18 protein-coding genes are annotated in these 17015 nt (G+C 60.7%); 11 read left to right on the top strand and 7 right to left on the bottom strand.

The window, feature by feature from the left end; genetic code table 11:
- Positions 1 to 140 precede the first annotated feature (140 nt).
- The 7 genes from hemE to NMD14_15860 all read left to right on the top strand — a co-directional run bounded on the left by hemE (position 141) and on the right by NMD14_15860 (position 8013).
- Positions 141 to 1208, top strand: a complete 1068-nt coding sequence (gene hemE / locus NMD14_15890; GenBank protein ID XEI32216.1) for a uroporphyrinogen decarboxylase — start codon at positions 141 to 143, stop codon at positions 1206 to 1208.
- 111 nt (positions 1209 to 1319) lie between these two features.
- Positions 1320 to 2249, top strand: a complete 930-nt coding sequence (locus NMD14_15885) for an ROK family protein (protein ID XEI32215.1) — start codon at positions 1320 to 1322, stop codon at positions 2247 to 2249.
- Between the two features lie 60 nt (positions 2250 to 2309).
- Positions 2310 to 3320, top strand: a complete 1011-nt coding sequence (epd, locus tag NMD14_15880) for an erythrose-4-phosphate dehydrogenase (protein ID XEI32214.1) — start codon at positions 2310 to 2312, stop codon at positions 3318 to 3320.
- Positions 3321 to 3380: 60 nt separating this feature from the next.
- Complete coding sequence (locus tag NMD14_15875) at positions 3381 to 4544, top strand: phosphoglycerate kinase (protein XEI32213.1); 1164 nt, start codon at positions 3381 to 3383, stop codon at positions 4542 to 4544.
- 115 nt (positions 4545 to 4659) lie between these two features.
- Positions 4660 to 5739 (top strand): class II fructose-bisphosphate aldolase, encoded by a 1080-nt coding sequence (gene fbaA, locus NMD14_15870; GenBank protein XEI32212.1) that lies wholly within the window; start codon positions 4660 to 4662, stop codon positions 5737 to 5739.
- Positions 5740 to 5897: 158 nt separating this feature from the next.
- Positions 5898 to 7202, top strand: a complete 1305-nt coding sequence (locus tag NMD14_15865; GenBank protein ID XEI32211.1) for an FAD-binding oxidoreductase — start codon at positions 5898 to 5900, stop codon at positions 7200 to 7202.
- A gap of 307 nt (positions 7203 to 7509) precedes the next feature.
- Positions 7510 to 8013: a hypothetical protein gene (locus NMD14_15860; GenBank protein ID XEI32210.1), complete on the top strand. Its 504-nt coding sequence runs from the start codon at positions 7510 to 7512 to the stop codon at positions 8011 to 8013.
- Between the two features lie 53 nt (positions 8014 to 8066).
- Here NMD14_15860 and NMD14_15855 read toward each other — a convergent pair whose 3' ends face one another.
- The 4 genes from NMD14_15855 to NMD14_15840 form a co-directional block, all read right to left on the bottom strand.
- Complete coding sequence (locus tag NMD14_15855) at positions 8067 to 8480, bottom strand: hypothetical protein (GenBank protein XEI32209.1); 414 nt, start codon at positions 8478 to 8480, stop codon at positions 8067 to 8069.
- A 79-nt stretch (positions 8481 to 8559) separates the two neighbouring features.
- A complete protein-coding gene (locus NMD14_15850) occupies positions 8560 to 9051 on the bottom strand; it encodes a GNAT family N-acetyltransferase (GenBank protein XEI32208.1) in 492 nt (163 codons plus the stop codon).
- On the bottom strand, positions 9041 to 10840 hold the full coding sequence (locus NMD14_15845) for a protein-disulfide reductase DsbD (protein XEI32207.1): 1800 nt from the start codon (positions 10838 to 10840) through the stop codon (positions 9041 to 9043). The genes NMD14_15850 and NMD14_15845 overlap by 11 nt, the downstream gene beginning before the upstream one ends.
- The gene (locus NMD14_15840) at positions 10837 to 11154 is read right to left on the bottom strand and encodes a divalent-cation tolerance protein CutA (protein XEI32206.1); all 318 of its coding nucleotides are present in this window, start codon (positions 11152 to 11154) and stop codon (positions 10837 to 10839) included. The genes NMD14_15845 and NMD14_15840 overlap by 4 nt, the downstream gene beginning before the upstream one ends.
- A gap of 244 nt (positions 11155 to 11398) precedes the next feature.
- On the opposite strand from NMD14_15840, the gene NMD14_15835 reads away from it, so the two are divergent.
- Positions 11399 to 11755 carry a hypothetical protein gene (locus NMD14_15835; protein XEI32205.1) on the top strand — a complete coding sequence of 119 codons (357 nt, stop codon included), beginning with the start codon at positions 11399 to 11401 and terminating at the stop codon, positions 11753 to 11755.
- Positions 11756 to 11917: 162 nt separating this feature from the next.
- On the opposite strand, the gene NMD14_15830 is transcribed toward NMD14_15835, so the two are convergent.
- Entirely contained in the window at positions 11918 to 12364 is a 447-nt protein-coding gene (locus NMD14_15830) for a PACE efflux transporter (protein ID XEI32204.1), read from the bottom strand.
- A gap of 125 nt (positions 12365 to 12489) precedes the next feature.
- On the opposite strand from NMD14_15830, the gene NMD14_15825 reads away from it, so the two are divergent.
- A complete protein-coding gene (locus NMD14_15825; protein XEI32203.1) occupies positions 12490 to 13371 on the top strand; it encodes a LysR family transcriptional regulator in 882 nt (293 codons plus the stop codon).
- 6 nt (positions 13372 to 13377) lie between these two features.
- Here NMD14_15825 and ygfZ read toward each other — a convergent pair whose 3' ends face one another.
- Complete coding sequence (gene ygfZ, locus NMD14_15820) at positions 13378 to 14286, bottom strand: tRNA-modifying protein YgfZ (GenBank protein XEI32202.1); 909 nt, start codon at positions 14284 to 14286, stop codon at positions 13378 to 13380.
- Positions 14287 to 14397: 111 nt separating this feature from the next.
- Here ygfZ and NMD14_15815 point away from each other — a divergent pair, with 111 nt between their 5' ends.
- Positions 14398 to 14667, top strand: coding sequence for a succinate dehydrogenase assembly factor 2 (locus tag NMD14_15815; GenBank protein ID XEI32201.1), 270 nt, complete (start codon positions 14398 to 14400; stop codon positions 14665 to 14667).
- Between the two features lie 19 nt (positions 14668 to 14686).
- Positions 14687 to 15079 (top strand): hypothetical protein, encoded by a 393-nt coding sequence (locus tag NMD14_15810; GenBank protein ID XEI32200.1) that lies wholly within the window; start codon positions 14687 to 14689, stop codon positions 15077 to 15079.
- Positions 15080 to 15234: 155 nt separating this feature from the next.
- Here the strand turns inward: NMD14_15810 and nadB are convergent, their stop codons facing one another.
- Entirely contained in the window at positions 15235 to 16842 is a 1608-nt protein-coding gene (nadB, locus tag NMD14_15805; GenBank protein ID XEI32199.1) for an L-aspartate oxidase, read from the bottom strand.
- Positions 16843 to 17015: the final 173 nt, after the last annotated feature.

Genomic DNA, 17015 nt, shown 5'->3' with positions numbered 1-17015 from the left:
CGGGAATGGGGCGCGCTGGTTTGCGCCCCTTCACATCTTTGCAACCGCGCGCCCATTTGCCACGTTTGGGCAGTCCGCTCCGGTGGGCAAAGTGGTATTATGGCCGCCATTTTATGCGTGATACAAACTCAGGAACTGGGATGAAAGAGCTGAAGAACGATCGATACCTGCGCGCTTTGCTGCGTCAGGACGTGGACATGACCCCGGTATGGATGATGCGCCAGGCTGGCCGCTATCTGCCGGAATACAAGGCGACTCGCGCCCAGGCGGGGGATTTCATGTCCCTGTGCCGCAACGCCGAGCTGGCCTGTGAAGTCACCCTGCAGCCGCTGCGCCGCTACCCGCTCGATGCCGCCATCCTCTTCTCCGACATCCTCACCGTGCCCGATGCCATGGGGCTCGGTCTCTACTTCGAGCAGGGTGAAGGCCCGCGCTTCGAGCGCCCGATCACCTCCATGGCCGACGTGCAGGCGCTGCCGATCCCGGATCCGGAAGATGAGCTGGGTTATGTGATGAATGCGGTACGCACCATCCGCCGCGAGCTGAAAGGCGAAGTGCCGCTGATCGGCTTCTCCGGTAGCCCATGGACCCTGGCCACCTACATGGTGGAGGGGGGCAGCTCCAAGGCATTCACCAAGATCAAGCAGATGATGTACGCGGAGCCCATGACCCTGCATCTGCTGCTCGACAAGCTGGCCGACAGCGTGATTAGCTATCTCAACGCCCAGATCAAGGCGGGTGCCCAGGCGGTCATGGTGTTCGACACCTGGGGCGGCGTGCTCACCCCGCGCGATTATCGCGACTTCTCCCTGCAGTACATGCACAAGATCGTAGATGGCCTGATCCGCGAGTACGACGGTCGCCGCGTGCCGGTCACCCTTTTTACCAAGAACGGTGGCCAGTGGCTGGAGCAGATCGCCGCCACCGGTTGCGATGCGCTGGGTCTGGACTGGACCACCGACATCGCCGATGCCAAGCGCCGGGTCGGCGACAAGGTGGCGCTGCAGGGCAACATGGATCCCTCCATGCTCTACGCTACCCCGGCTCGCATCCGTGAAGAGGTCGCCTCCATTCTGGCCGGTTTCGGTCACGGCAATGGTCACGTATTCAACCTCGGCCACGGCATCCATCAGGATGTGAACCCGGAACATGCCGGTGTGTTCGTCAACGCGGTACACGAGCTCTCTGCCCAGTACCACGGTCGCTAAGGCCGGGGCGAGAGAAGAAGAGTGTGTTTGAAATCCGGGGCCGTCAGGCCCCGTTTTACATTGAAATAGGCGCTGCAACGACGAGAATGTGGCGCCAGTGCAGGAGGCAAGATGAGCAGCAAGTCACTGGATTGGGGTATCGATCTTGGTGGTACCAAGTGCGAATGCGTGGTGCTGGATGGTAACGAGGTGCTGCTGCGCCACCGCATCCCCACCGAGCGGGCTGGCGGTTATGACCATATGATCGGCCAGATCGCCAAACTGGTAGCTGAGTGTGCCGAGAAGATTGGCCAGCGCCCAGCCGTCATCGGCATGGGGACGCCGGGGGCGCGGGATCCGCAGACCGGCCTGATGAAGAACTGCAACACCACCGAGCTCAACGGCAAGCCGTTCAAGGAGGATCTGGAGCGCAAGCTGGGTGTGCCGGTGCTGATCGCTAACGACGCCAACTGCTTCGCGCTGGCAGAAACCCATCTCGGTGCAGTGCGCCAGCACCATCCCGATGCGAAAGTGGTGTTCGGCATCATCATGGGCACCGGGGTCGGCTCCGGCATCGTCATCAACGGCCAGATCCTCAACGGCCACCACGGCATCGCCGGTGAGTGGGGCCACAATGTGCTCTCCCCTGACGGCCCCGAGTGCTACTGCGGCAAGCGTGGCTGCGTCGAGACCCTGATCAGCGGCCCGGCGCTGGAGGCCTGGTACGAAGCCAAGGCCAAGCGGCGCCTTTCGCTCGCTCAAATCGCGGCGGCCACCGCCCACGATCACATCGCCAAGCTCACCATCGACCGGCTGCACCTGCTGTTTGGTCAGGCGCTGGCCAATGTGGTCAACATTCTCGACCCGGATGTGATCGTCATCGGCGGCGGGGTGGGCAATGTGCAGAGCCTTTACAGCGCCGGACGGCAGACAATTTTGCCCTTCCTCTTTAATCCCCGCTTCGCAACCCCCATTATTGCTCCTGCCCTTGGCGACAGTGCCGGGGTATTCGGGGCCGCTCTGCTGGCCCGCGGTGAATTCAAGGAGGCCCTGCTGTCGTAGCCGGGGCTCCCGGGCGGCCGGTGCGCCGCCCTGTTGCTGGTTCAAGGAAACGGATTCTCGATGATCAAGATTGCCATCAATGGTTACGGGCGGATCGGTCGCAACGTGTTGCGAGCCCTCTATGAAAGCGGGCGCGACAAGACCATCAAGATCGTCGCCATCAACGAGCTGGCGGCCCCCGAGGCCATGGTGCACCTGACCCGTTACGATACCAGTCACGGTCGCTTCCACCATCCGGTGCAACTGGCGGGCAACAGCATGCTGGTGGGGGAGGATCTCATCTCCCTGTTTGCCGAGCGGGATCCGTCAAAGCTGCCGTGGCGGGCGCTGGGGGTGGATGTGGTGCTCGATTGCACCGGGGTATTCGGCTCGCGGGCCGATGCCGAGCTGCATCTGGCGGCGGGGGCGGGCAAGGTGCTCTTCTCCCACCCGGCCGATGCGGATGTGGATGCCACCGTGGTCTACGGGGTCAACCATCAGGTGCTGACGGGGCGCGAGCGGATCGTCTCCAACGCCTCCTGTACCACCAACTGCGTGGTGCCGGTGATTGAAACATTGCATCGAGAATTTGAGATAAATTGTGGTACTATTACAACAATTCATTCGGCCATGCATGATCAGCAAGTCATCGATGCCTACCACAGTGACTTGCGCCGAACCCGCGCTGCCAGTCAGTCCATCATTCCGGTGGATACCAAGCTGGCCAAGGGGTTGGAGCGGATCCTGCCCCACTTCGCCGGCAAGTTCGAGGCGATCGCGGTGCGGGTGCCGACCATCAATGTAACGGCAATGGATCTCAGTATTACTGTTCGTAAAAAAGTGACGGTTACTGACGTAAATCAAGCTCTGCAACGGGCATCCAGAGGTACATTACACGGTATTCTGGATTACACGGAAGAACCGCTGGTCTCCGTAGACTTCAATCATGATGCACACTCCTGCATCATTGATGGTACCCAGACCCGGGTGAGCGATGCCAACCTCGTCAAGATGTTGATGTGGTGCGATAACGAATGGGGCTTCGCAAACCGGATGCTGGATACTACCCGGGCCATGATGGCCGCAGGCTGAGCCTGCCCCGGGGACAAGGTTACTGTTTTTAACATTACCTGAAAATATAGAGGACTGAATATGTCTGTTATCAAGATGACTGACCTGGATCTGGCGGGTAAACGCGTTCTGATCCGTGCTGACCTGAACGTACCGGTAAAAGATGGCAAGGTCACCTCCGATGCACGTATCGTGGCGACTCTGCCGACCATCAAGCTGGCTCTGGAAAAAGGCGCCAAGCTGATGATCACCTCCCACCTGGGTCGTCCGACCGAGGGTGAATACAATGAAGAATTCTCCCTGGCTCCGGTTGTCAACTATCTGAAAGACGCTCTGTCCTGCAAGGTGACCCTGGCCAAGGATTACCTGGATGGCGTAGAAGTCGCTGCCGGTGAGCTGGTTGTGCTGGAAAACTGCCGCTTCAACAAAGGCGAGAAGAAGAACACCGAAGAGCTGGCCAAAAAATACGCCGCCCTGTGTGACGTCTTTGTAATGGACGCGTTCGGTACTGCTCACCGCGCCGAAGGTTCTACCTACGGTGTGGCTCAGTTCGCACCGGTTGCTTGTGCCGGTCCGCTGCTGGCGGGTGAACTGGAAGCGCTGGGCAAAGCCATGCTGAAGCCAGAGCGTCCGATGGTTGCCATCGTTGGCGGCTCCAAGGTCTCCACCAAGCTGACCGTACTGGAATCCCTCTCCAAGATCGCTGACCAGCTGGTTGTCGGTGGTGGCATCGCCAACACCTTCATCGCTGCTGCCGGTCACAACGTCGGCAAGTCCCTGTGCGAGCACGACCTGATCGATACCGCCAAGAAACTGGCTGCCGAGACCAACATTCCTGTGACCACCGACGTGGTTGTAGGCGCCGAGTTCTCCGAGTCCACTCCGGCCACCATCAAGTCTGTTAGCGATGTGACCGATGGTGACATGATTTTCGACATCGGCCCGGATTCTGCCAAGGCTCTGGCTGACATCATCATGAACGCCAAGACCATCCTGTGGAACGGCCCGGTCGGTGTATTCGAGTTCGACCAGTTCGCTGAAGGCACCAAGATCATCGCTGAAGCCATCGCTGCTTCTCCGGCCTTCTCCATCGCTGGCGGTGGCGACACCCTGGCTGCCATCGACAAGTTCGGCATCGCTGACAAAGTCTCCTACATCTCCACCGGCGGCGGCGCCTTCCTGGAGTTCGTAGAAGGCAAGGTTCTGCCGGCTGTTGAAATTCTGGAACAGCGCGCCAAAGCTTAATTGACCCGAGACGGGGGGCAAAAGCCTCCCGTTTCGTTTATCATGTGCCCGCTGTGCCGGTTCATGATGAACCCCCCATTTTTTATTAACGGCATACGAGACAGGACGATTAAACATGTCTAAGAAAATTTTCGACTTCGTAAAACCCGGCGTGATCACTGGTGATGACGTTCAGAAAGTATTCGCCATCGCTAAAGAGAACGGCTTCGCTCTGCCGGCCGTAAACTGCGTTGGTACCGACTCCGTTAACGCCGTACTGGAAGCTGCCGCCAAGGTTAAAGCGCCGGTTATCGTTCAGTTCTCCAACGGTGGTGCCGTGTTCACCGCCGGTAAGGGTCTGAAGCTGGAAGGTCAGAAAGCCGCCATCCTGGGTGCCATTTCCGGTGCCAAGCACGTTCACGCTGTTGCTGAAGCCTACGGTATCCCGGTGATCCTGCACACCGACCACGCTGCCAAGAAGCTGCTGCCGTGGATCGACGGTCTGCTGGACGCGGGCGAGAAGCACTTTGCTGAAACCGGCAAGCCGCTGTTCTCCTCCCACATGCTGGATCTGTCCGAAGAGTCTCTGGAAGAGAACATCGACATCTGCTGCGAGTACCTGACCCGCATGGCCAAGATGAACATGACTCTGGAGCTGGAACTGGGTTGCACCGGTGGCGAAGAAGACGGCGTCGACAACAGCCACATGGATCAGTCCGCTCTGTACACCCAGCCGGAAGATGTTGCTTACGCTTACGAGCGTCTGTCCAAGATCAGCCCGCGTTTCACCATCGCTGCCTCCTTCGGCAACGTACACGGTGTATACAAGCCGGGTAACGTCAAGCTGACCCCGTCCATCCTGGACGCTTCCCAGAAGTACGTTTCCGAGAAGTTTGGCATCCCTGCCAAGTCTCTGGACTTCGTATTCCACGGTGGTTCAGGTTCCACTCTGGAAGAGATCCGCGAGTCCATCTCCTACGGCGTAGTGAAGATGAACATCGACACCGACACCCAGTGGGCAACCTGGGAAGGTCTGCTGAACTTCTACAAGAAGAACGAAGCTTACCTGCAAGGCCAGCTGGGCAACCCGGAAGGCGCCGACAAGCCGAACAAGAAGTTCTACGATCCGCGCGTATGGCTGCGTGAAGGTCAGACTTCCATGATCGCTCGTCTGGAGAAAGCATTCTCCGACCTGAACGCTATCGACGTACTGTAATTCGTTACTGCACCTTGATTGCATGAAAAGGCGCCCTTCGGGGCGCCTTTTGCATTTCTGTGATCCGGTGCTGCTGGTTTGCCGTGCTTTAGCTGGGTATTATCGAAACAAGTTTGCTTATTTTATTAAACAATTTGCAACAAGGCAGGATGCTGAACATGCAGGCAGGAAAGCATATCGGATATCAGGAGCATGCGGCCTCCTACTACGCCGCGACCCGCAACGATCCGCAGCAGTGGCCGGAGCTGGAGGGGGAGCACAAGGCGGATGTCTGCATCATCGGCGGCGGTTTTACCGGCCTCAACACCGCCATCAATCTGGCGGACGCCGGTTACAAGGTCGCCTTGCTGGAGGCCAACCGCATCGGTTGGGGCGCTTCCGGGCGCAATGGCGGTCAGCTTATTCGCGGTATCGGCCACGACACCAGCCAGTTTGCCCGCTGGATTGGTGAGGAGGGGGTGCGCGAGCTCGACCTGATGGGGCTGGAGGCGGTGCAGCTGGTGCGCGAGCGGGTCGAGCGCTTCAATATCGACTGCGATCTCACTTGGGGCTACTGCGACCTCGCGACCCGTCAGCGTCATCTGGCCGGTTTCGAAGAGGATCTCGACCATTTGGCGAGCCTCGGCTATGAGCACGAGCTGAAACTGGTGCCGCGCGAAGATATCCATAGCGTGGTGGGGTCGGATCGCTATATCGGCGGCCTCATCGACATGGGCTCCGGCCATCTGCATCCGCTCAATCTGGCGCTAGGAGAGGCCCGTGCCGCCGCCAGCCTAGGTGTCTCGCTGTTTGAACACTCCAGAGTGACCCATATCGACTACGGCAAGCAGGTCGAGGTGACCACCGCTCACGGCCGGGTCACTGCCGATTATCTGGTGATCGGCTGCAACGCCTATCTCAACGACCTCAACCCGGAGCTGGGAGGGCGGGTGCTGCCGGCGGGCTCCTATATCCTCGCCACCGAGGTGCTGGATCGCCGCTTGCGCCAACGGCTGCTGCCGCAAAACATGGCGGTGTGTGATCAGAATGTGGCGCTCGACTACTACCGCCTCTCCGCCGACGGCCGCTTGCTGTTTGGCGGCGCATGCAACTACTCCGGCCGCGATCCCAAGGATATCAAGGCCTTTATGTTGCCCAAGCTGCTGCGGGTCTTCCCCGAGCTGGCTGGCACGGCCATCGAGTTTCAGTGGGGAGGCATGATCGGGATCGGCGCCAACCGGCTGCCGCAGATTGGCCGCTTGAAGGAACACCCCAACGTGCTCTACGCCCAGGCCTACTCCGGTCACGGCCTCAATGCCACCCATATGGCGGGCAAACTGGTGGCCGAGGCGATCCGTGGCGAGAGCCGGGGTTTCGATCTCTTCGCCAGCGTGCCCCATATCACCTTCCCCGGCGGCCCGGCGCTGCGCTCTCCGCTACTGGCGCTGGGAATGCTGTGGCACCGGATGAAGGATGTCTTCTGACTCAGATTGTCAGTCTGTGCAGTGATGGCTGAACGCCAGCCCCCTTGCTTATAGCGGGTTGGCACTATCGTTCCGCCTGATAGACCAAAAGATGCATTCGCGCCAATCCCTGCCGGTTGGCGCTATCTTTTACGTGTGAGAGCAGTTATCTGCCAAGGGGCTGTCAGATTGGCGGAATATTTGCCGAAAAAGGGCAGAGGACGGTGAGAGGAGGGCCAAGATGGAGATAAATGTGGTCGCGTCAGGCGGGCTCAGCCCGCTGGCGCAACGGCAGGGTTTTCCCGCTGCGCAGGCACAGGAGCGGGCTGTGACCTCACCATTAAAGGGCAGTGACAGCCGGATGGTGTGCGACCTTGGTGCTGTGCTGGACGAGTTGGGGCTGTCACCGCAAGGGGAGAGCAGCTGCGGGCGCAGTGTTTCAATCAGGGATTCGCTGGAAGCGTTCATCAACACCATGATGGGCTCCCTGCAACAGCAGCAGGAGCAACAGCTGGCGTTGCAGCAACAACAGCGGCAAGAGCAGGAACAGCGCAAACTCGCCATCGACGGCAGCAGCGAGAACTCGCTCAAGCGGGATCTGGAGCGCCTGCTGGAGACGCTGGGTCAACAGGGTGAGCAGGGAAAAGAGAGCGAGCAGGAAGTCGAGGCTGAGGCGGTGAACCCCTTGCAGAGCCAGCTGACCAAGTTGCTGGAGAGCAGCGGTGCGGCAGAGCGCGGGGTCACCCTCAAGGAGGTGCTGTCAGGGTTGGCCAGCAAGCTGCCGAACGAACCCGCTGAGCGAAAAGGGTATCGGGTCGATACCCAGGTCTGAGCTGGTTGGCAACGGCAGTCCCGCCGTTGCAGACTGAAGGGGCGGGAAGCCCTTTATTGGGCCGGTTCGGCCAGTCGCCACCCCTGTTCGTCCTTCATCATCCACACCTCTGCCTCTTGCGGCAGCACCTGGCCTGCCTCGAACTCGCCATATTTACGTTCGAGCTCCATCAGACCCATCTCCTGCTGGAAGGGGCCAGCCCGGTCGTAGACCAGATCCTCGTCGTGCAACACCTGCAACTGATCGAGCCCCTGCTTGAAGTGAAGCTGGTAACTCACCTTGACCAGATAGACCCCCTCCATCCGCTCCTCCTTGCCGAGGATGGTGAAGTCGCTGATTTCGAACAGGTTGGCATCTGTCTCGGCCAGCAACCTGGCGGTAACTTGGCTCCGGATATCCTCTTCACCGGGCCCTGCACTGCAGCCATAAAGCCAGAGGGCTAGCAGGGGGATGAACCACTTTTTCATCAAAACTCCGAACAGGTGCAAAAAGAGCAAAACGGGAGGGCAGATTGTGCCACGCGAACGGGCGGTGGCAAACCTCGGCTCACGGTTCCAGTGCGCGTTCCAGCACGATGGCCTCGGCCCGATAGCCGGCCAGCTCGCGACGATAGCACTCGGTGAACCCTCTGCGCTGCCAAAAAGAGAGTGCGGATTCATTGCTGGCAATGACCGACAGGCGAAGTCGGGTGGCTCCCCATGAGCGCGCCAGCGAGCAGGCGTGGCGATAGAGCGCCTGCCCCCGGCCAGCCCCTTGCCAGGGTTCCCCTACCAGCAACAACCCCAGATAGGCGGTGGTCGGGTCGGGATAGCCGCGCAGCAGATCCACCACCGCAGTCAGCGCTCCCTCCTCCCAGCGGCCGATGAGATGTTTGTCGGAGAGAGGCAGGCCGGGTGGGCAGGCGACAAGTTCCTCTTCTCCTGCCTGTGCAGAGAGAGGGTCATTGCTCACCGCCGCCTGATAGGAGGGGGCCTGCTCGAACAGCCGCTGCAAGGCTGGTGCATCGCTTGTCTGCAGCCGACGCAACTCAGTGTGCATCACTTACCATCTCGAGATGTTTGGCAAAGGGGATAGGTCCCATAAAGCCGGTGACCCGCTGCCCTGTCAGCTCCTTGCCCACGCGATCGAAGAAGATGAGGGTCGGCAGCCCCAGCACATTGAGGCTGTTGAGCAGCTCGATATCGGCATCGTCGTTGGCAGTGACGTCTGCCTGCAACAGCACCATCTGGCCGAAGCGCGCCCTCACCGCCGGGTCGCTGAAGGTCTTGTGCTCGAACTCCTTGCAGGCGACGCACCAGTCGGCGTAGAGGTCGAGCAGCACCGGCTTACCGCGGGCGGCGGCCAGCTGCACCTTGAGATCATCCAGCGTCTTGATGCGGATAAACTGCGGCGCCGTTTGACCGGCATCCGCCGTGACGGCAGCAGGGGCGGCCGGTTGCAGCAGATCCTTGCCCACCACCACGGCACTGATCATCGCCAGCAACAGCACGAAACCGCGCAGGCTCTTGGCCACCGAGTGGGGCTGGTGCTGGTTGTGGTGATAGAGATAGCCGCACAGCAGCAGCCCCCAGCCGAGCCAGGCGAGGGTCGCAATCTGATCGCTCCATAGCCGCGACAGCAGCAGGATCGGTACCGCCAGCAGGGCAAAGCCAAACAGCTGCTTGATCACATCCATCCAGGCGCCCGCCTTGGGCAGCAGCTTGCCCCCCGAGGTGCCGAGCAGCAGCAGCGGCAGCCCCATCCCGAGCGACAGCGCATAGAGCGCCGCGCCGCCGAGCCAGAGATCGCCGCTCTGGGCCACGTAGATCAGCGCCCCCGAGAGCGGCGCCGTGGTGCAAGGGGAGCAGACCAGCCCGGAGATCATCCCCATGATGGCGACCCCGACCACAGATCCGCCCTGTTGGCGGTTGGAGAGGCCGGAGAGGCGGGTTTGCAAACTGCTCGGCAGTTGCAGGGTATAGAGCCCGAACATGGAGAGGGCCAGCAGCACGAACATCCCCGAGAGGCCGATCAGCACATAGGGGTGTTGCAGCGCCGCCTGAAATTTCAAGCCCGCCGAGGCGACCACCAGTCCGAGCAAGGTGTAGGTGACCGCCATCCCCTGCACATAGACAAAGGAGAGCAGGAAGGCGCGGCCGGTGGAGAGGCGATGACCTGCGCCGGCGATGATGCCAGTCAGGATCGGGTACATGGGGAACACGCAGGGGGTGAAGGCGAGCCCCAGCCCCAGCGCGAAGAAGGCGACGACACTGAGCCAGAACCCCTGATGGCCGAGGGCGGCGGCCAGCTGATCCTGCTGGCTAACTGGTGCGACGCTTTGTGCCGTTTCAGCAGTGGACGCTGTGGTTGCCGCAGCCAGCGGGGCCACATCGATCAGCTTGTCGGTCGGCGGATAGCAGAGGCCGTCGGTACAGCCCTGATAGCGCACCCGCAGGGTGGCGTTTTCGCCCACTTCTTTTAGCGGCACCACGATGCTTACCTGCTGGTAGTAGACCTGGGTCTTGCCGAAGAAGTCATCCTCGTGCTCGGCCCCTTCCGGCAGGGTCGGCTCGCTGAAGCTGAGATTGTTCCCCTTGAAGCGCAGGCTGTGGCGATAGAGGTAGTAGTCGTCTGCGATATGGAGGGTCAGCAGCAGCTGATCGCCGCGCTGTTTGCTCTCAATTTGAAAGGCTTCATCGACCTGCAAAAACTTGGGTTTGGCGTTGGCGTCAATGCCCAGCGAGCTGAGCAGATCGGCGCCGTTGGCGTGGGCCGGGGAGCTGCCCACCGCGGTCATCAACAGGGCACAGAGCAGCAGCAAGGGAGAGATCACGCGGGTGAACGTCATGAGGTCTCCCTATTCAGCCAGTCGAGATAGGCGGGTAGTCCGGCACTTACCGGCAGGGCCAGCAGCTCGGGCACCTCATAGGGGTGATGGGCTTTAATGCATGCCCGCAGCTCGGCAAAGAGCGGCTGGCGAGATTTGATGATGAGCTGGATCTCGGTGGCGCGCTCCACCTTGCCTTGCCAGCGATAGACGGAGGTGACGTCCGGCAGCTGATTGATGCAGGCGGCCAGACGCTGGTTCAGCAGCTGTTCGCAGAGAAGGTCAGCACTGGTTTGATCTGGGCAGGTGCAGAGCACCACAATGGCGTCGGTCATAAAGTGGATCTTCACCTCGTTGGGGTAAACCGGGCAGGCGCCCTTGCCGTGTCATCCCTGTCTTGCGGATGAAGGTGAAAAAGCGCCCGAAAATCAGCGGCTACTATACCCCAGAGCCGCTTCAAATAGCATCTGTAGCCATTTGTGAGCCAGCGCCAAAAATTAGTGGAGGGCATGAGATAGACGCTGTCATGGGGACAGGGCAGAATGAGCGGGCTTGTTCCCCATTGACGTAAGGAAATGTATGACCCAACAGAATGAGCAGCAGAGAAACCGCATGTTGAGCCTGCTGCGCGAAGGTGAGCGCCGCATGTTGGTTCAATTGGCCGGGCTGCTGCGCACGACCGCCGATGAAATCAATGCCGAGCTGGAGAAAGAGGAGCTGATGGCCACCCTGGAGCAGCCCATCACGGTGGAGTATCTCAACGGCGTGGTGCAGCACCATCTGTTCGAGCGCAAACACAAGGGAGATATGGCGGTCGCCCAGCAGCTCCTGAACGATTATCAGAGTGAACTGGAAGCGCTGCAGGCTGCTCAGATCCAGCCTGAAGAGGCTGCAGCTGCCGACGAGAGCGGCGAAGAGCTCAAGGCCCAGGCCTGAGCAACGGGCAGGCCTGAATCCTTACCTCTGAATCAGCCGGCCTGCCACTACTGATCCCTCTTGCGGCACCATCATGTCTGCCATGATGGTGCCGTGTCGTTTCTTCTGTAGCCTTTCCTTGTTGATCTTCACTTCTCGGTTCCGGCCCACCCGATTCGTGCCTTAACGCACCTCTTGTGGCATGCCGTGCGGCACTTCGCGAGGGATGGGGAACACCTTGTCATAACCCCAGTTGTAGACGAAGGCGTAGATCAGGTAGAAGGCGACGAAGCCCAGATCCAGCACCAGCGCCTCCAGCAGGCTGACGCTCAGCCACCAGGACATGACCGGCAGCGCGACGATCAACAGACCGCCCTCAAAGCCGAAGGTATGCAGCACCCGTTGCCACAGGGTCTTGTGGGTATGGCCCTGATACTTCAGCAGCAGCTTGTCGACCCCGATGTTGTAGATGTAGTTCCAGACCGTGGCTAGCACCGAGAAGAACAGGGCCAGCGGGCCCATATGGTTGAGCCCGACCCCGGTAACCCAGCTGGCCAGCGGGGCGGCAATCAGCAGGCCGATCAGTTCAAAGCCAATGGCATGGCGCAGGCGATCGTTACGGGTACGCATAAGTCACACTCTCAATCAGGTTCATTCACGAATTACGGGTTAATATATAGAATTTTCGCGATAGATTCATGTTGGTATCCATCGCTAAAATAGATAGATGAGACGACTTGCCGGAGGGCCATAAGATGACGCCATCACTGGAACAACTGAGGATATTGCTGGCCGCTGCCGAAACAGGTTCGTTTTCCGCTGCTGCCCGCAAGCTGTGCAAGGCGCAGTCGGTGGTGAGCAGCGCCATCGCCAATCTGGAGATCGACTTGGCACTCACCCTGTTTGACCGCAGCGGTCGTTATCCGCAGCTGACGGAGGCGGGGGCCCGCATGGTGCAGGAGGCGGGGATCCTGCTGGCGCAGAGTGAACGGTTGCAATCCATTGCCGGGGAGCTGGCGGCCGGGGTGGAGACGCGCCTCACCCTGGCCATCGATGATGACTCCCACCTCCCCTGGCTCGGCACCCTGCTGGAGGCGTTTGCCACTCGCTATCCGACCGTGGAGCTGGAGCTGCTCTTCCCGCTGATGGAGGATGTGACCGAGATGCTGGTGACTGGCCGGGCCCAGCTCGGTATCAGCTATCAGAAGGTGCACCCTCAGCGGGAGATTGTCGCCCGTTCGCTGGGGGAGGTGACCATGCCGCTGGTGGTGTCACCGGATCATCCGCTGGCCCGCAAGCAGCCGCTGCGGGAGGTCGATCTGCAGGGGGCACGCCAGCTGATGGTGACCGGCCGACGGGAAGGGAGCGAGCGCCAGCGTTTTCGTATCTCGGCTCAGGTGTGGTGGGTCGAGGGGGATCTCGGGGTGCTGGAGCTGGTCAAGCGGGGCCTTGGCTGGTCCGCCATTCCGGAATTTCTGCTGCATCAACCGCTGAAGCGGGGTGAAGTGGTGGTGCTGGAGCCGGACTTTATCGCCAGCCACGCGCTGGCGCTGGAGTTACAGTGGCATCGCGCCCGCCCGCTGGGGCAGGCGGGACGCTGGCTGAAGGAGGCACTGCTGGCGCGGGTGCCTCGCTAGCCGACCTTACTCGGTCAGTTGGTAAGGCAGTGGTTGCAGGGTGAGGCGGGAGCCTTCGTCCTGCTTGAGGCGGAATTGGGCGTCAGCCTCGGTATCTTTCGGCAATACGGCGGTGAGCCACACCTGCCCAGCCTGTTGCCAGGCGTTGAGCACCATGCCGCTACGGCGCCAGTTGTCACCCAGTTGCAGCTCAAGGGTATCGCCGCTGGCGACCGGCTCGCCGGTGGTGCCCGCCAGCAAGAACAGGGCGCGGTTGTTGGCGCCACGATACTTGGCGCGCGCTACCGTCTCCTGCCCCATGTAGCAGCCCTTGTTGAAGCTGATGCCGTCCAGCGCCTGCAGGTTGAGCATCTGCGGGATGAACTCCCCCTGATGCACAGCTTCCATGTGCGGCAGACCCGCCTTGATCTCGAGCCCCCACCAGAGTGGCTCGTCACCTTGCGGCAGGGCGTCGGCTTGCTGATTGCTCACCAGCAGCCAGCGATCCTGTTCGATCTTCACCGCCATGCCGCCGTCGATAAGACCGCTCTGCTCCAGACCAAACTGCGCGGCGATCCACCCATCGCTGCCCGTACCGGCGATCCCGGTGGCGTGGCGCTCATCGGCGGCGATCTCGACCTTGGAGAAGACGGCAAATTTCTTCAGCTCCGGCAGCTGGCGCTCCAGCACCGACGGGCTGGTCAGCAGCAGCAGGCTGTCGTCGAGGCAGAGCAGGCGGAAATTGCTCCACAGCTTGCCCTTGGGATCACAGTGGCCACCCGGGGTCTGTTGCCCCGGGTGCAGGGCGTTGACATCACAGGTGACCTGACCTTGCAGATATTTGACGCGATCCTGGCCGCTGATACGGGTGATGGCCAGCTTGGTCAGAGAGAAGCGGGTCGGCTCGGCAGGAAAAACAGGTGGTTGCAGGCTCACGATGGTATTCCAGAGAGAAAGTATGTGAGCTGCATGGTAAAGACGTAACTAATGTTTGTCAGCCGGAAAATCCAGCTGGTACCATCCCCCGGTCTTTGTAAGGAGAGTGCCATGTTGAGCCCAGTTGAAAAATCCCGCCTGAAGTGGGCTTGCCGTCGCGGCATGCTCGAGCTGGATGTGATCTTTATGCCCTTTTTCGAACACGAGTTCGACTCCCTGAGCGAAGCCGATCAGCAGACCTTTATCCGCCTGCTGGCAAGCGACGATCCGGATCTGTTCAAATGGTGCATGGGTCATGGTGTCCCTGCCGATCCCGCATTTGCCGCCATGATCCCGATGATCCTGGAGCGCAATCAGGCGCGCCACGACAGCCAGGGGTAATACCGTGGAGCGGGTGATCATGACGGTTCACCCCTCCCGCCATCAGCAATGTTTGCTGGTGGCCCTCTTTCTGTTGCTGCTCTGGCCGGTGGCAGGCCTGATTGCCGGTTGGCAGTGGGCGTTGTTGCTGCCTGTCTGGCTGGTGGCGCTCTGGCTGAGTTGGCGCGCGCTCGCCGAGCCCCCGTTCGAGCTTGTCTGGGATGGCCAGTGGCTACAGTGGCAAGGTCGCCGCTATCAGCTCGGCAAGAAAAGCCGCATTCTGCCCGGCGTGCTCAGGCTGGTGCTTTGCCCCGAGCCGCAAGAGAGTGAATCAGTGTCGCCACGGCAACTGTGGCTCTTCTCCGACGCCTTTCCCCCCGAACATTACCGCCTGCTGGCGCGAGCCATCCACTTTCTGCCGTCCCGGCGCTGACGCCTGCTTCCCGTGATGACCATGCGCTGATTTATCGCGATAAGCCGCAGCCATGCGGCTGGCTGCGCTCTTTTTGTGGCTGAAAAGCGGTTGAAAACAAGTGACCCCGCCATGGCGGGGTCACTGATAGCTGCAACGCTTGGCAGGAAGGGGGATTAATCCCGCTCCGGGGTCAGCACGGTCGGTTTGGAGTCCGGCAGCATATCCGGATGATCCAGGTTGTAGTGCAGGCCGCGGGACTCCTTGCGCTGCAGGGCGCAGTTGACGATAAGCTCGGCCACCTGCAGCAGGTTGCGCAGCTCCAGCAGGTTGTTGGAGACGCGGAAGTTGGCGTAGTACTCCTGCACCTCCTGCTTGAGCAGGTCGATGCGGCGCTTGGCGCGGGCCAGGCGTTTGTTGGTACGCACAATCCCCACGTAGTCCCACATCATCAACCGCAGTTCGTGCCAGTTGTGCTGGATCACCACCAGTTCGTCAGAATCTTCCACTTTGCTCTCGTCCCACACCGGCAGGCGCGGCGGCTCCACGCTCATCGGCAGCTTGGCCAGAATATCGGCCCCCGCCTGATGGGCATAGACCACGCATTCCAGCAGGGAGTTGGAGGCCATGCGGTTGGCGCCGTGCAGACCGGTATAGGTCACTTCACCGATGGCGTAGAGGCCGGGGATATCGGTCTGGCCGTTGTTGTCGATCATCACGCCACCACAGGTGTAGTGAGCAGCTGGCACGATGGGCATCGGCTCCTTGGTGATGTCGATGCCGACCGCAAGGCAACGCTCATAAATGGTCGGGAAGTGCTTGATGATGAAATCGGCCGGTTTGTGGCTGATGTCCAGATACATGCAATCCGCCCCAAGCCGCTTCATCTCGTGGTCGATGGCACGGGCGACGATATCGCGCGGCGCCAGCTCGGCCCGCTCGTCAAACTCCGTCATAAAGCGGCTGCCGTCCGGGCGGCGCAGATAGGCCCCCTCGCCACGCAGCGCTTCTGTCAGCAGGAAGTTGGGGTCATCCGGATGGAACAGGCTGGTGGGGTGGAACTGGTTGAACTCCAGGTTCGCCACCCGGCAACCGGCCCGCCATGCCATGGCGATACCATCGCCAGAGCTCACATCCGGGTTGGAGGTGTATTGGTAGACCTTGGAGGCGCCACCGGTCGCCAGCGCCACGAAGCGGGCGCGAACCACTTCGACCTGTTCGGCGTTGCGGTTCCAGACATAGGCCCCCAGCACCTTGTTGCCCGGCAGGTTGAGCTTGCGGGTGGTGATGAGGTCGACCGCGTTGAAGCGTTCCATCAGCTGGATATTGGGGTGAGCGCGAACCTGATCGATCAGGGTGAGCTGCACTGCTTTGCCGGTGGCGTCGGCCGCGTGGAAGATGCGGCGATGGCTGTGGCCCCCTTCGCGGGTCAGGTGATAGTGGGATTCACCGTTGGCGTTCTCCTCCTGATCGAAGGGGACGCCTTGCTGAATCAGCCACTGGATGGACTCGCGGGCGTGGCGAGCGGTGAACTCCACCACCGCCGGGTCACACAACCCTGCGCCGGCGTTGAGCGTGTCGCTCACGTGGGATTCGATGCTGTCGGTTTCGTCGAAAACGGCAGCGATGCCTCCTTGCGCATAGAGAGTGGCCCCTTCACTGATGGGCCCCTTGCTCAGAACCAGGACTTTGGCGTGGTCTGCCAATCGCAACGCGAGGGACAGACCAGCGGCACCGCTGCCAATGATCAGCACATCGCAAAGGTATTCAACACTTGCTTTCATAAGTATCATTAGCCTGGATTAAGAACTGGCACCATGGTAGCCCAAGCGAGGGCGATGATGCAGCCTGCATCACATTTTTTTCAATTGAAGCGAACTTTCTCTGATTCTCCCTGTCTGAACTTGTGCGCTAGTAGGAAGGGCCGGAAAAGAAGAACGATAACCTGATGGGGGTT

It is taken from the genome of Aeromonas veronii, from assembly GCA_041319085.1.
Taxonomy (GTDB): domain Bacteria; phylum Pseudomonadota; class Gammaproteobacteria; order Enterobacterales; family Aeromonadaceae; genus Aeromonas; species Aeromonas veronii_F.
The sequence above is the reverse complement of the archived record's forward strand: the minus strand, read 5'-3'. Positions and strand labels throughout refer to the sequence as shown.